This window comes from Enterococcus sp. 22-H-5-01 (assembly GCF_050310005.1).
GTDB classification, from domain to species: Bacteria; Bacillota; Bacilli; order Lactobacillales; family Enterococcaceae; genus Enterococcus_A; species Enterococcus_A hailinensis.
This window is the reverse complement of sequence record NZ_CP189993.1, coordinates 432,716-446,520: the sequence shown is the minus strand read 5'-3', so window position 1 is coordinate 446,520 and position 13,805 is coordinate 432,716. Positions and strand designations below refer to the sequence as shown.

At 37.7% G+C, this 13,805-nt stretch carries 11 protein-coding genes; 2 read left to right on the top strand and 9 right to left on the bottom strand.

Annotated features, from left to right (window positions below; translation table 11 throughout):
- Nucleotides 1-85: 85 nt before the first annotated feature.
- The 5 genes from pflA to ACQKTA_RS02235 form a co-directional block, all read right to left on the bottom strand.
- A complete protein-coding gene (pflA, locus tag ACQKTA_RS02255) occupies nt 86-865 on the bottom strand; it encodes a pyruvate formate-lyase-activating protein (RefSeq protein WP_332581354.1) in 780 nt (259 codons plus the stop codon).
- A 103-nt stretch (nt 866-968) separates the two neighbouring features.
- A complete protein-coding gene (gene pflB / locus ACQKTA_RS02250) occupies nt 969-3,260 on the bottom strand; it encodes a formate C-acetyltransferase (RefSeq protein WP_427814032.1) in 2,292 nt (763 codons plus the stop codon).
- A 283-nt stretch (nt 3,261-3,543) separates the two neighbouring features.
- Complete coding sequence (parC, locus tag ACQKTA_RS02245) at nt 3,544-5,991, bottom strand: DNA topoisomerase IV subunit A (protein WP_427814030.1); 2,448 nt, start codon at nt 5,989-5,991, stop codon at nt 3,544-3,546.
- Nucleotides 5,992-6,005: 14 nt separating this feature from the next.
- The gene (parE, locus tag ACQKTA_RS02240; protein ID WP_427814028.1) at nt 6,006-8,042 is read right to left on the bottom strand and encodes a DNA topoisomerase IV subunit B; all 2,037 of its coding nucleotides are present in this window, start codon (nt 8,040-8,042) and stop codon (nt 6,006-6,008) included.
- Nucleotides 8,043-8,297: 255 nt separating this feature from the next.
- Complete coding sequence (locus ACQKTA_RS02235; protein ID WP_427814026.1) at nt 8,298-8,720, bottom strand: CoA-binding protein; 423 nt, start codon at nt 8,718-8,720, stop codon at nt 8,298-8,300.
- Between the two features lie 128 nt (nt 8,721-8,848).
- Between ACQKTA_RS02235 and plsY the strand changes: the two genes are divergently transcribed.
- Both plsY and ACQKTA_RS02225 read left to right on the top strand, forming a co-directional pair.
- The gene (gene plsY, locus ACQKTA_RS02230) at nt 8,849-9,478 is read left to right on the top strand and encodes a glycerol-3-phosphate 1-O-acyltransferase PlsY (protein ID WP_332581359.1); all 630 of its coding nucleotides are present in this window, start codon (nt 8,849-8,851) and stop codon (nt 9,476-9,478) included.
- Complete coding sequence (locus ACQKTA_RS02225) at nt 9,479-10,093, top strand: NUDIX hydrolase N-terminal domain-containing protein (protein WP_427814024.1); 615 nt, start codon at nt 9,479-9,481, stop codon at nt 10,091-10,093.
- 32 nt (nt 10,094-10,125) lie between these two features.
- On the opposite strand, the gene ACQKTA_RS02220 is transcribed toward ACQKTA_RS02225, so the two are convergent.
- From ACQKTA_RS02220 to hslU, 4 genes are all read right to left on the bottom strand, one after another.
- Nucleotides 10,126-10,599, bottom strand: coding sequence for a GNAT family N-acetyltransferase (locus tag ACQKTA_RS02220; protein WP_332581287.1), 474 nt, complete (start codon nt 10,597-10,599; stop codon nt 10,126-10,128).
- Between the two features lie 121 nt (nt 10,600-10,720).
- A complete protein-coding gene (locus tag ACQKTA_RS02215) occupies nt 10,721-11,590 on the bottom strand; it encodes an aldose 1-epimerase family protein (RefSeq protein ID WP_427814023.1) in 870 nt (289 codons plus the stop codon).
- A 14-nt stretch (nt 11,591-11,604) separates the two neighbouring features.
- A complete protein-coding gene (gene codY, locus ACQKTA_RS02210; protein WP_427814021.1) occupies nt 11,605-12,393 on the bottom strand; it encodes a GTP-sensing pleiotropic transcriptional regulator CodY in 789 nt (262 codons plus the stop codon).
- Nucleotides 12,394-12,409: 16 nt separating this feature from the next.
- The gene (hslU, locus tag ACQKTA_RS02205; RefSeq protein WP_407856046.1) at nt 12,410-13,801 is read right to left on the bottom strand and encodes an ATP-dependent protease ATPase subunit HslU; all 1,392 of its coding nucleotides are present in this window, start codon (nt 13,799-13,801) and stop codon (nt 12,410-12,412) included.
- Nucleotides 13,802-13,805: the final 4 nt, after the last annotated feature.

Here is a 13,805-nt window from a genome sequence, read left to right as displayed (position 1 = left end):
TTGATTCGCTCCTTTAAATAAGTTCTTCTTTATCATATCAAAAAAAGGAAAAGAGCAACCAGATGCCACTCTTTTCCTTAAAGTTTTAACGTTTTAAATAGCCTTTATAATCTTCTGTATGCAAAAGTTTTTTCGCATTTTCAACACGATCATCGGTTGGCGGTTCGATTCCTTCTAGCGGATACTTCAAACCCATTTCTTCCCATTTATACTTGCCCATTGTGTGGTAAGGTAAAATTTCTACTTTGTCTACATTATTCAAAGATTTAATAAATTTATCTAATCGAATTAAAAATTCGTCATAGTCGCTTCTAAAAGGTACCAATACGTGGCGAATCCAAACTGGCTTGTTGATATCAGAAAGATATTTCGCCATCTCCAGGATGTTGTCATTACTTTGTCCAGTTAACTCTTTATGTTTTTGATTGTCGATTTGTTTGATATCAAATAAAACTAAATCTGTATATTGCATCAATTCTTCAAATTTTGAGAAAAATGGTTCATCATGTGTAAAGGGTTTGCCGCAACTATCTAAAGTAGTACTGACTCCCATCGCTTTCGCTTTTTTAAATAAATCGATCAAAAAATCGATTTGTAGCAAAGGTTCCCCACCACTAACAGTGATTCCACCTTTTTTACCCCAATAACTTTTATAATTCAACGCTTCTTGCAATACATCATCGGCTGTTCGTTGTTTCGCTTTGGGATCATTGATTTGCCAAGTATCAGGGTTATGGCAAAATTGACACCGCATCCGGCAGCCTTGCATAAATACAATGAAGCGCACCCCGGGTCCGTCAACAGAGCCAAAACTCTCGATTGAATGGACATTTCCTAAGATAGGTTGTTCTGTGATAGTTGACATATGTAGTCCCCCTAATTCGTTTTATAGGTGAAACCTATTAAAAAGTAAGGCGAATAGACCTCCGTCCATCCGCCCTTACTTCGTTATATATTTGATCTAACAATTACATTTTTGAATGGAAAGTACGGCTGATAACATCTTCTTGTTGTTCACGAGTTAAATCGATAAATTTAACGGCATAACCAGAAACACGAATAGTAAAGTTTGCGTATTCTTCTTTTTCTGGATGTTCCATCGCATCAACTAATTTTTCTTTACCAAAGACATTCACATTTAAGTGGTGTGCTCCTTGGTTGAAGTAGCCATCTAAAACACTCGTTAAGTTTTCAATCCGTTCATCTTCATCATGACCTAAAGCATCTGGATTGATACTTTGAGTATTTGAAATACCGTCTAATGCGTATTCATAAGGTAATTTTGTTAATGAATTAAGTGAAGCTAATAAACCATTTTGCTCAGCACCGTAAGATGGGTTAGCACCTGGAGATAATGGTTCACCTGCTTTACGTCCATCAGGCATTGTACCTGTAGCTTTACCGTAAACAACATTTGAAGTGATCGTTAAGATAGATGTTGTTGGTTCTGAGTTGCGGTAAGTATGATAGTGTTCAAGTTTTTCCATGAATTTCTTCAATAACCAAACAGCAATATCATCCGCCCGTGCATCATCATTCCCATATTTAGGGAATTCTCCGTCAATCTTGAAGTCAATAACGATACCATCTTCGTCGCGTAACGGGAATACTTTTGCATATTTGATAGCAGCTAATGAATCGACCACGTGAGAGAAACCAGCGATTCCAGTAGCAAACGTACGTTTTAAATTAGTATCCATCAACGCTAATTCAGCAGCTTCATAGTAATATTTGTCATGCATATAATGAATTGCATTCAATGTATTCACATACATCCCTGCTAACCATTCCAACATGTCATCGTATTTCGCCATAACTTCTTCAAAATCTAACGCATCATCTGATTCAATTGGACGATAATCTGGTCCGACTTGCGCTTTAGATTTTTCATCGACCCCACCGTTGATCGCGTATAATAAAGCTTTTGCTAAGTTAGCCCGCGCACCAAAGAATTGCATTTCTTTACCCGTTTGTGTAGCAGATACACAACAGCAGATTGCGTAGTCATCTAACCATACTGGACGCATCACATCATCATTTTCGTATTGAATAGATGAAGTATCGATTGAAATTTTTGCTGCATAATCTTTAAATCCTTCTGGCAAACGAGAAGAATATAATACAGTCAAGTTGGGTTCTGGAGAAGGTCCCATGTTTTCTAATGTGTGTAAGAAACGGAAGTCATTTTTTGTTACCAATGTACGTCCGTCCATTCCCATACCAGCGATTGAAAGTGTCGCCCACACTGGATCTCCTGAGAACAATTCGTTGTATGAAGGAATACGTGCGAACTTAACCATTCTTAATTTCATTACTAAATGGTCGATTAATTCTTGCGCTTCTACTTCAGTCAATGTACCATTTTCGATATCACGTTGGATATAAATATCTAAGAAAGTAGAGACCCGACCGATTGACATAGCTGCGCCATTTTGTTCTTTGATAGCAGCTAGATAACCGAAGTAAGTCCATTGAACTGCTTCTTTGGCATTTTCTGCTGGGCGAGAAATATCAAAACCGTAAGCCGCAGCCATTTCTTTGATCCGTTTCAATGCATTGTATTGGTCAGTGATTTCTTCCCGCAAGCGCATATCTTCTTCTGTGAATTGTCCATGGCCACAATTTTCATGATCTTTGAATTTTTCTTGCATCAAATAATCGATTCCATATAAAGCTACGCGACGGTAATCGCCTACGATACGTCCACGGCCGTAAGTATCTGGAAGACCCGTGATGATTTTATTACGGCGTGCCGCTCTGATTTCTGGCGTGTAGATATCAAATACTGCTTGATTGTGTGTTTTGTGGTATGTGTTAAAAATTTCTGTATATTTAGGATTTGGTGTATAACCATAGCTTTCTAATGATTCTTCCGCCATACGAATCCCACCGTAAGGCATAAATGCACGTTTTAATGGTTTATCCGTTTGGATACCTACGATTGCTTCTTTATCTTTTGCTTCTTCATCGATGTAGCCAGCGCCATAGGCATTAGCAGCAGAAACAACATCTGCTTCCATATCTAAAACGCCGCCATTTTCACGTTCTTGTTTTTGTAATTCTTGCAGTTTGCCCCATAATTCGTTTGTTGCTGCTGTTGGATCTGCTAAAAATTCAGCATCGCCTTCATAAGGTTTGTAGTTTGCTTGGATAAAATCACGCGTGTTGATTTCTGATTTCCATAAATGTCCTTTAAAGCCTTCCCATGCAGCCTTTTCAGTATTTTTCATTTGTTTAAGTTCATTTGTTGCAGTTCCCATTTTAACAGGACCTCCTTAGAGTATAAAAACATAATTGCTACAGCTTTACGAACACAGTATAACACATTAACCCATTTATGCAAGCCTTTACTTGTGAAAGATTATCAATATATTTATTTGAACCTGTTATCGTTATCAACCCTTTATTAATAAAGGTTATATCGAAATATAGATTTCAATTTAACTTATGAAACACCAGACTATTTTCAATATTGTGATGAAAAAAACGGCTTCTTTATTAAAACAGAAACCGTTTTTTATTGTATTTATTAATACAGATGATCTATTCTTGAATCAGATTTTGTTCTTGAAAAACAGAGAATAATTCGCCGTCTTTCTTCTCGTCGATCACAAAACTGCCGTTTGAAATCCGATCACTGATCGGCACCTTAGTGATATCTAATTCTTTTTCTGTACCATTTTGAGTTGTTAATACTAACGTTCCCTCTGTGTCTGTTGTCATGTAAGCCAGACGATGAGGATTTTTTTTCAATTCACGGAAAATCATCAACCCGCGTTTTGCACGACCTAATTGTGGCAATTCTTGTGCCAGCATACGCTTAGCTGCCCCACGTTGACTCAATAATAAAATTGGTGAATCACCTTCCGAAGGAACCAATGACCCAGCTACAACATAATCCCCATCTTTTAAATTGATAGCTTTCACCCCAACAGCTTTCGAGCCAACAACAGGAACCTCATCTAGTGGATAACGTAAGCCAAATGCTCGATGAGAAGCGATCAGAACATCGACATTCAAAATATCGCTAGTTAAAAAGACCGATACGATTTGGTCAGTATCACTTTTCATTTTCATTGCAGTTGTTGGACGACTACGATATGTTCGCCATGGTGAGAATTCAGTCATTCGCGTTTGTTTGATCATGCCATCTTTACTGATAAAAATAAAGAGCTTGTTGGCATCGATTTCTTTATAAGGGAATGCTGCGATGATTTCTTCATCCATCGATAAATTGGTGATTGTTTGCGAAATATGTTCGCCAATATCTTTCCATTTTAATTCAGTAATTTCATGGATTGGACGATAGATCATATTGCCTCGATTGGTCAAAATCAATAAATGATCCAATGTATTCATTTTATCGATAAAGATGATCGTGTCGCCATCTTTCATTCCATGTTCATCAGGACGAGAAGCATTGTAAGAACGAATACTACTACGTTTTAAATAGCCTTCTTTGGTCAAAGTAACAATAACATCTTCTTGAGCGATCAAGACTTCGGTATCGATTTTGATTTCAGTGATTTCATCTTCGATTTTCGTCAATCGATCGTTGCCATAATTTTTTTTGATTTGACGTAATTCTTGTTTCATCACTTTATGCAATTCTTTTTCACTATTCAAAATCAATTGCAATTCTTGGATTTGAGCAGCTAACTCTTCGGCTTCTTTTTCTAAGTCGGTAATATTCGTATTCGTTAAGCGATACAATTGCAATGTTACGATTGCTTCGGCTTGTTCTTCAGAAAAAGCAAACCGCTCAACCAAATTATGCTTAGCATCTTTTTTATCTTTACTTCCACGAATCGTAGCGATCACTTCATCTAAAATTGACAAAGCTTTCATTAATCCTTCAACGATATGCTGACGTTTTTGCGCTTTTGCTAGCTCATATTCACTGCGCTTAGTGATAACCACTTTACGGTGAGCAACATAACTTTCCAAAATATGTTTCAAACCCACTTGTTGAGGAGTCATATTATCGATAGCAACCATATTAAAGTTGTAATTGATTTGCAGATCCGTATTTTTAAATAAATAATTTAAAATTCCTTCTGCATTTGCATCTTTTTTCAATTCTACAACAACTTGTAATCCCGTACGGTCAGATTCATCACGAACTTCAGCGATGCCGTCGATTTTTTTATTTAAACGGATCTCGTCCATTTTCTTGACCAATACCGCTTTATTGACTTCGTATGGAATCTCATGGATCACGATTTGTTGTTTTCCGCCTTTTAGCGGTTCAATTGAGGTTTTAGAACGTAGAATGACTTTGCCTTTACCAGTTTCATAGGCTTTTTTGATCTCAGCTTTCCCTTGTAAAATACCACCTGTTGGAAAATCTGGCCCTGGAATATATTCCATAATTTTATCTAGTGTGGCATTAGGATGGTCGATCAAGTATACTGCACCATCAATCACTTCTGCTAAATTATGCGTCGGGATTTCTGTAGCATAACCGGCAGAGATCCCAGTTGATCCATTAACTAATAAATTAGGATAAGCGGCAGGCAAAACAGTTGGTTCTTTTTCCGTATCATCAAAATTCCAAACTAAATCAACGGTGTTTTTCTCGATGTCTTTTAACATTTCACCACTCAATTGTGATAAACGAGCCTCTGTATACCGCATTGCAGCAGGAGGATCGCCATCCATTGATCCATTGTTTCCGTGCATTTCAATTAAGACTTGTCGCAATTTCCAATCTTGACTCATCCGTACCATTGCTTCATAGATCGAACTATCACCATGAGGATGATAGTTCCCCATGATATTTCCGACAGATTTGGCAGATTTACGAAATCCTTTATCATACGTATTACCATCTTTGTTCATGGCATATAAGATCCGACGTTGGACGGGTTTCAATCCGTCGCGGATGTCTGGCAATGCCCGTTCTTGAATAATATATTTTGAATAGCGGCCAAAACGGTCACCCATTACTTCTTCTAATGTTAATTCTTGGATCGAATGTTTTGCATCCATCGTTCGACCACCTCCTACTCATCAAACAAACTGATTGAACTTGTATCATCAGCCGTTTTTTCTGCTTCATTTTGTTCTGGGATCGGTTCTGCTTGTGATTCTTCTTTATTGTCTAACAAGCTACCCTCTTCTTCTAATGTAAATTGAACATGGTTTTCGATCCATTTACGACGAGGTTCAACTTTATCCCCCATCAAAGTCGTTACGCGACGTTCTGCTTGAGCTGCATCATCGATCCGTACACGAACCAATGTCCGATACTCTGGATCCATCGTTGTTTCCCATAATTGTTCTGCGTTCATTTCCCCAAGACCTTTGTATCGTTGGAGCATATAACCTTTGCCGACTTTACCGATGACAAATTGTAATTCATCATCTGTCCAAGCATATTCAACTACTTGTTTACGTCCAGCACCTTTTGAAACTTTATAAAGCGGCGGTAATGCAATATAGACTTTTCCAGCTTCAATCAAAGGTTTCATATAGCGATAGAAAAATGTTAATAACAAGACTTGGATGTGAGCTCCATCCGTATCCGCATCGGTCATAATGATAACTTTATCATAGTTGCAATCTTCAATTAAAAATTCTGGTCCAACACCAGCACCGATCGTATAAATCATCGTATTGATTTCTTCATTTTTTAAAATATCTTGCATTTTCGCTTTTTCGGTATTGATAACTTTCCCACGTAAAGGCAAAATAGCTTGGAATTTCCGATCACGTCCTTGTTTGGCAGAACCACCGGCTGAATCTCCTTCGACTAGGAACAATTCATTTTTTGCAGCATTTTTTGATTGTGCGGGGGTCAACTTCCCAGAAAGCAATGATTCGCCTTTTTTACGTTTCTTACCATTACGGCTCTCTTCACGAGCTTTGCGAGCTGCTTCACGAGCTTCGCGAGCTTTGATTGCTTTCCGAACAAGCATTTGACTATTTTCACTATTTTCTTGTAAATAGAAGCCCATTTGTTCTCCGACTACATTATCTACGGCACCGCGGGCTGCTGGCGTCCCCAATTTCCCTTTGGTTTGTCCTTCAAATTGTAAAAGATTTTCTGGAATCCGTACTGATAATACAGCTGATAAACCTTCTCGGAAATCTGATCCTTCAAGATTTTTATCTTTGTCTTTCAATAAACCAGTTTTACGTGCATATTCATTGAATGCTTTGGTCATCGATGTCTTCATCCCAGCTTCATGGGTACCGCCATCTTTGGTTCGAACATTATTGACGAACGATAAAACATTTTCAGAATAGCCATCATTGTATTGATAGGATAATTCTACTTCGATACCATCACGTTCACCAGAAAAATAAACGACCGGTGTCAAAGTATCTTTGTCTTCGTTTAAATATTGAACGAATTCTTTGATTCCTTCTTCAAAATGGAAGATTTCTTGGACTTGTTCTTCTCCACGTAAATCTGTCAGCGTAATTTTTACCCCTTTTAATAAAAAGGCTGACTCACGTAAACGCTCAGATAGTGTATCGTAAGAAAAATGCATCGTAGAAAATATTTTTTCGTCTGGTAAGAAATGGACTGTTGTCCCATTTGGTTTTCGAGTTTTACCGATTTTTTCCAACGTACCTTGTGGTTTCCCACCATCTTTAAATTGTTCGCGGTATTCAATACCGTCGCGGACGATCGTAACCGTCAGCCACTCAGACAATGCATTTACCACACTGGCACCTACACCATGAAGCCCACCTGACGTTTTGTAACCACCTTGCCCAAATTTCCCACCAGCATGAAGGATCGTAAAGATTACTTCAACTGTTGGAATTCCTGATGCATGCATACCAACTGGCATACCACGTCCTTTATCACTGACTTCTACACTATTATCTGCATGAAGCGTGACTTCGATATCATTTCCATATCCAGACAATGCTTCATCGACAGCATTATCTACAATTTCATAAACTAAATGATGCAAGCCGCGACTATCTGTCGAGCCGATATACATCCCGGGTCTTTTTCTAACAGCTTCTAAACCTTCCAATACTTGGATCGAAGCATCATTGTACTCGTTTTTTAAATTAGCCAAGCTTACAACTCCTTATTTCTATTAACGTCTGTATCTTTCTTTTTCAGAAAAATAATTTTGTTATTCGTATTGTGTAGTTTTCCAACTAAACTATTAAAAATCTAATTGCTTTGATTGATGACAATAAAAGTTGGATTGGCATCCTTACCTAAAGTACATCATTTGTATGATACGCTAAAAGTGCGTAAAAAAAAAGCCTATCCTAAAAGTGGAAAGACTTTTTAATCTTTTTCTTTAAGATTTATGAGCTATTTTTTAAGCTTGTTTGTTCAACTCAATCTTCACACAACGGTTCATTACGATATCATTTCTTCCTTGATCTTGCAATAATTTCGCTGCTTCTTCACTTTCTAACCCTAATTGAGCCCAAAAAACTTTAGCATCTGTTTGCAAGAAGGCTTTGGCCACTTCAGGTAAAAATTCGCTACGTCGGAAAACATCCACGATATCAATCGTAACAGGTACATCAGTCAATTCGGCCACTACTGGGATTTCATTGATTGTTTGACCTGCCAGCTTCGGATTCACACCATATAACGTATATCCGTGTTCTTTTAGGATCTCAGCAATTTTACAACTTGTTTTTTCAGGTTTGTCGCTTAAACCTACCACCGCAATCACTTTTGCTTCATTCAAATATTGAAAAATTTTTTCTTGGCTTGGATTTTGAAAAGTCATTTTATTCCCTCACGATCAATTTAAATTTTAGTTATTATCATAAAATAAGTATAGCATGTGATTATAGATTTGTTCACTGATTTGAAATCTGCTAAAATGACGTTACAACTATAGAAATGAGGATTTATATGAAAATCGCTATACTGATGGTGCTAGCGTATCTCCTTGGCTCCATCCCTTCTGGAATTTGGATTGGAAAATTATTTTTTAAAAAAGATATCCGCGAATACGGTAGTGGAAATTCGGGAACGACGAACACCTTTCGTATTTTAGGAAAAGAAGCTGGGCTAGTCGTCTTTGCGATGGATTTATTGAAAGGAACATTAGCGACTTGTTTGCCGATGCTTTTCCACTTAGACGTTAATCCGTTATGGTTTGGCTTAATTGCAGTGATCGGTCATACTTTACCAATCTTCGCAGGCTTTAAAGGCGGAAAAGCTGTGGCTACTAGCGCAGGGATGCTGTTAGGATTTGCCCCATTGTTTTTCTTTTATTCTTTAGTCTTCTTCTTAGTCGTTTTGTATCTAACTAGTATGGTTAGCGCGGCTAGTATTTTATCTGCTATTTTTGTAACTCTATCATCTATTCTTTTGCCTTATTTTTGGCCTACTATTTTACCAACGCACAACTGGCTACTGACTTTAGTTTGTTTTGTGCTAACTTGCTACATTATTTTCCGACACAAGGAAAACATCCAACGAATCAAAAATGGAACAGAAAATCGCGTCTCTTTTGGATTGAACAAAAAGGAGAAATAAATGGATGAACAACTTTTAGATTGGGCAATCGAGCTCCAGGCATTAGCTCAAGCAGGATTAGCTTATACAAAAGATCCTTTTGACGAGGAACGTTTTGAACGGATTCGGACAATCGCGATCGAAATGTTAGCCGTACAGTCACCTTTGCCGATATCAAAATTGCGTACTCTATTTGCTGATGAAACAGGTTATCCGACACCAAAATTAGATACTCGTGCGGCTATTTTTGTTGAGGATAAAATATTGTTGGTACAAGAAAAAAATGAACGCTGGTCTTTGCCAGGTGGATGGGTCGATTTTGATCAATCGATCAAAGAAAATACCATCAAAGAAACACTGGAAGAGACCGGTTTGACAGTTGAACCGGTTAAAGTTATTGCTATCCAAGATCGTAATAAACATAATTTGCCTCGTTACGCCTACAGTGTTTGTAAAGTATTTGTCGAGTGTCAACTGATTGGCGGTTCTTTTATCGAAAATGTTGAAACTTTGCAAATTGGCTGGTTCACGAAAGATCAGTTACCTCCGTTAGCGGAGGAAAAGAATACTCAAGCTCAAATCCATTTATGTTTTGCGGCTCATGAAACTTTAAATTGGCAAGTTTTTTTCGATTAAAAAAAGGTCACTTTCTTGAGAAGTGCCCTTTTTTATAGCTCTTTTTTCAAAAAGACATTATCAACAGCCACTACAGGAAAATCAGCTGGAAAATCGGTTATTGCCAATGCTTCAAATCCATTTTTCTTATAAAAAGCAATTGCAGCCTCGAAAGTCGTGATTGTCCCTAAATAAATAGCCTTATAACCCTTTGCTTGAGCAAATTCGATTGCTGTATCCAATAATAATTGCCCGACTTTATGCCGACGATACTCTTTTTTGACAAACATCTTGCGTAAAGCCAAATTTTTATTTTCCAAACGAATCAACGCGATCGTCCCTACCACTTGATCTCCATCCAACGCCAACCAAAAATTTCCGCCACCAGCGATATAAAAATCTTGGATTTCCATTAGATCTGGTTGATCTTCCAGAGTGATTGCGATCTGAAATTCTTCCTGTTGGATTTTCGTAATAACTTCAGCTACTTGCATTTTGTATTGCTCTTGATATTCAATAATTTCCATTTAGTTCACTCTCCCTAATCTATAATCAAATGCCAAAGAACTCTTTCTTCTAGCATCCTCTAATTAGCTGAGAATAGCAACTAATTAGAAACAAAAAAACTGGAGATTTACTCCAGTTTTTTTAACTTACTGTAATGGAAAATTCTGTTTTAAAGTTTTCTTTAGGTGCTAAACGATTCATACCTTCTTTATCCTCTAGACGTCCGGTACTGTCGACTGAGTCAGCAAAGCCCCACCAAGGTTCAATACATACAAATGGCGCTTCTTCAGGATAAGGTGACCATAAACCAACGTAAGGGATATTATTATAGGCTACTCGTACGCTGTGAGAAGATTCTTCTGTTCCTAACGTATAAGCATTTAAGCCTCTTGTTTCATAGATCAGCGCATCTTCTTTGAAAAGCTCGCGACTCAATTGAATATTCGTATTCGTTTGACCAATCGTTTTTTGATCTAGATTGGTATAAGGACCTTCTAATGGAATTTTTACTCGCGATTTTTGAGGTGAAAAGGCAATAAAGTAATCTTCAAATTTCAAATCATCCGTCAGCGGAATATTAAAGGCTGGATGACCACCTAACGCAAAAATCATTTCGTCTTCCCCGCTATTCTCAACGTTGAAACGAATGCGTACTCCTTGGCCCCAGACTTCATAACTAATTGTTAATACAAAATCAAAAGGATAGATTTCTCTCGTTTCAGCATCACTTTTCAAGATAAATACTGCTTTATCCGTTGAATGTTCTACTACTGAAAATTCTTTGTCTCGAGCAAAGCCATGTTGCCCCATAGGATAAGTTTTTCCTTTGTACGTATATTGATTGTCTTTCAATCGACCGACAAAAGGAAACAAGAATGGTGCACGACGTCCCCAATACTTAGGATCTGCTTGCCAAACATACTCGATGTCATTTGCTTTTAAACTTGCGAGCTCAGCTCCCTTTTCATTGATCGTTGCTGTTAAAAAATCATTACTGATCGTTACTGACATAACTTTAACACTCCTTATTTGTGACGCACTAGTTCTTCTTTAAATAATGGATTCAATACTTTTAAGTATGTTCCTTTCATTCCAAGTGAACGAGATTCGATGATTCCCGCTGATTCTAGTTTACGTAAAGCATTCACGATAACTGAACGGGTAATACCGATTTTATCCGCGATATTCGAAGCTGTCAAACGACCTTCGTCACCCTCTAGAGCATCAAAAATCGCTTTAACAGCTTTCAATTCACTATAAGACAGTGTGCTGACAGCCATTTGAACAGCTGTTTGGCTGCGAACTTTTTCTTCTACATTTAAAAATTGTTGATATAGAATTTCCATCCCGATAACCGTTGCACCGTATTCGGCGAGGACTAGATCATCATCCGCAAAAGCCCCTTCTGTACGAGCTAGAATAATCGTTCCTAAGCGTTCACCTGAACCAAAAACAGGAACAATCGTTGTTAACCCTTGAGGATAAAGTTCTGCACGTTCAGTTGGAAAAGCGGTCAATTTATTTTCGACGGGTATATTAGCCTGTGTTTTATACACTTCACGCATACCGTCTACATAACTATCAGGAAATTGACGATCGACAATAAACGAACGAACGCGATCAGTATTGATATCCAATTTTTCATTCAAACCTAGCAGTTTACCTTCTGCACCAATAATATAAGTCAATGTTCCTAATATATCGCCTAAGATTCTTGCCATATTGTTATATGGTAATTCAGCTGCAGGTTCAAAAGCGTTCTTTTGTTGCATCATTTTATTGATTTGACGTGTTTTTTCTAACAATGTTTCCATTTTTTCCCTCCAATGATTAAAGAATATAACGACTTAAATCTTTATTTTGAGCAATGGATGCTAATTTTTCATCCACGTATGCTTCGGTAATCGTGATTTCACCCATTTGCATATCTGGTGCTTCAAATAGTAGATCTTCTAATAATTTTTCTAAGATCGTATGCAAACGACGAGCGCCGATATTATCCGTTTCACGGTTCACATCAAATGCCATTTGGGCGATTCGCTCAATTGCTTCTTGAGTGAAGATGATATTAACATTTTCAGTACCTACTAAAGCAATGTATTGTTTGATCAACGCATTGTTTGGTTCAGTCAAGATTTTAACAAAATCTTCTGCTGTAAGGTCACTTAATTCAACTCGAATCGGGAAGCGTCCTTGTAACTCAGGAATCAAATCACTTGGTTTTGATAAGCTGAATGCTCCACTAGCGATGAATAACACATGATCTGTTTGGATTGCACCATATTTAGTATTAACTTGAGAACCTTCAACGATCGGTAGAATATCCCGTTGAACCCCTTCGCGTGATACTTCACCTGAATTTTGTTGTGATTTAGAAGTGATTTTGTCGATTTCATCGATGAAAATGATTCCTGAACTTTCAGCTAACTTGATAGCCGCCGTTGAGATATCTCCTTCATTTACTAATTTCGCTTGTTCTTCTTTAACTAATAATTCTTGAGCCTCTTTGACGGTCACTGTACGTTGGACTTTCTTTTCTGGTGTCAAGGCTCCTAGCGTATCAGACAAATCGATCCCCATTTGTTCTAAGCCATTATTCATTGGTGCGGCTTTTTTAGGTTCTGTCACTTCGATCGTTACTTCGCGTTGATCAAGCAATCCTTTTTCTAATTGTTCAAGGATCGTTTGCCGATTGACTTTAATGTCTTCAGTAACTTCTTCTTTCGTCTCTGTTTGCGTTTGATTAAACATATTCATCATTTGTTCATAGGGATTCGTACTTTGTTTTTGTTCCTTTTTGATTCCCGGAACTAAGATTTTGACTAAACGTTTATTCGCACGTTTTAATGCTTGTGAATAGACTTTTGAATATTGTTCTTTTTCAACGATTGTGATCGCATTTTCGACTAGATCCCGAACCATCGATTCAACGTCGCGCCCAACATAACCGACTTCTGTAAATTTCGTTGCTTCCACTTTGACAAATGGTGCTTTCACGATACGTGCCAAGCGACGGGCAATCTCTGTTTTACCAACACCCGTCGGTCCAATCATTAAAATATTTTTAGGCGTAACTTCTTGTTGCATCGTTTCTTCTAATTGCATTCGACGATAGCGGTTACGCAAAGCAATCGCTACAGAACGTTTTGCTTCGTTTTGTCCAATGATATATTGATCTAATTCACTTACGATTTCTTTTGGTGTTTTATTGACTTCAGTCATCTTC

Coding starts and splice junctions, on each gene's coding strand:
- pflA (WP_332581354.1), bottom strand. CDS start 865: ATGTCAACTATCACAGAACAACCTATCTTAGGAAATGTCCATTCAATC.
- pflB (WP_427814032.1), bottom strand. CDS start 3,260: ATGGGAACTGCAACAAATGAACTTAAACAAATGAAAAATACTGAAAAG.
- parC (WP_427814030.1), bottom strand. CDS start 5,991: ATGGATGCAAAACATTCGATCCAAGAATTAACATTAGAAGAAGTAATG.
- ACQKTA_RS02235 (WP_427814026.1), bottom strand. CDS start 8,720: ATGACTTTTCAAAATCCAAGCCAAGAAAAAATTTTTCAATATTTGAAT.
- plsY (WP_332581359.1), top strand. CDS start 8,849: ATGAAAATCGCTATACTGATGGTGCTAGCGTATCTCCTTGGCTCCATC.
- ACQKTA_RS02225 (WP_427814024.1), top strand. CDS start 9,479: ATGGATGAACAACTTTTAGATTGGGCAATCGAGCTCCAGGCATTAGCT.
- ACQKTA_RS02220 (WP_332581287.1), bottom strand. CDS start 10,599: ATGGAAATTATTGAATATCAAGAGCAATACAAAATGCAAGTAGCTGAA.
- ACQKTA_RS02215 (WP_427814023.1), bottom strand. CDS start 11,590: ATGTCAGTAACGATCAGTAATGATTTTTTAACAGCAACGATCAATGAA.
- codY (WP_427814021.1), bottom strand. CDS start 12,393: ATGGAAACATTGTTAGAAAAAACACGTCAAATCAATAAAATGATGCAA.
- hslU (WP_407856046.1), bottom strand. CDS start 13,801: ATGACTGAAGTCAATAAAACACCAAAAGAAATCGTAAGTGAATTAGAT.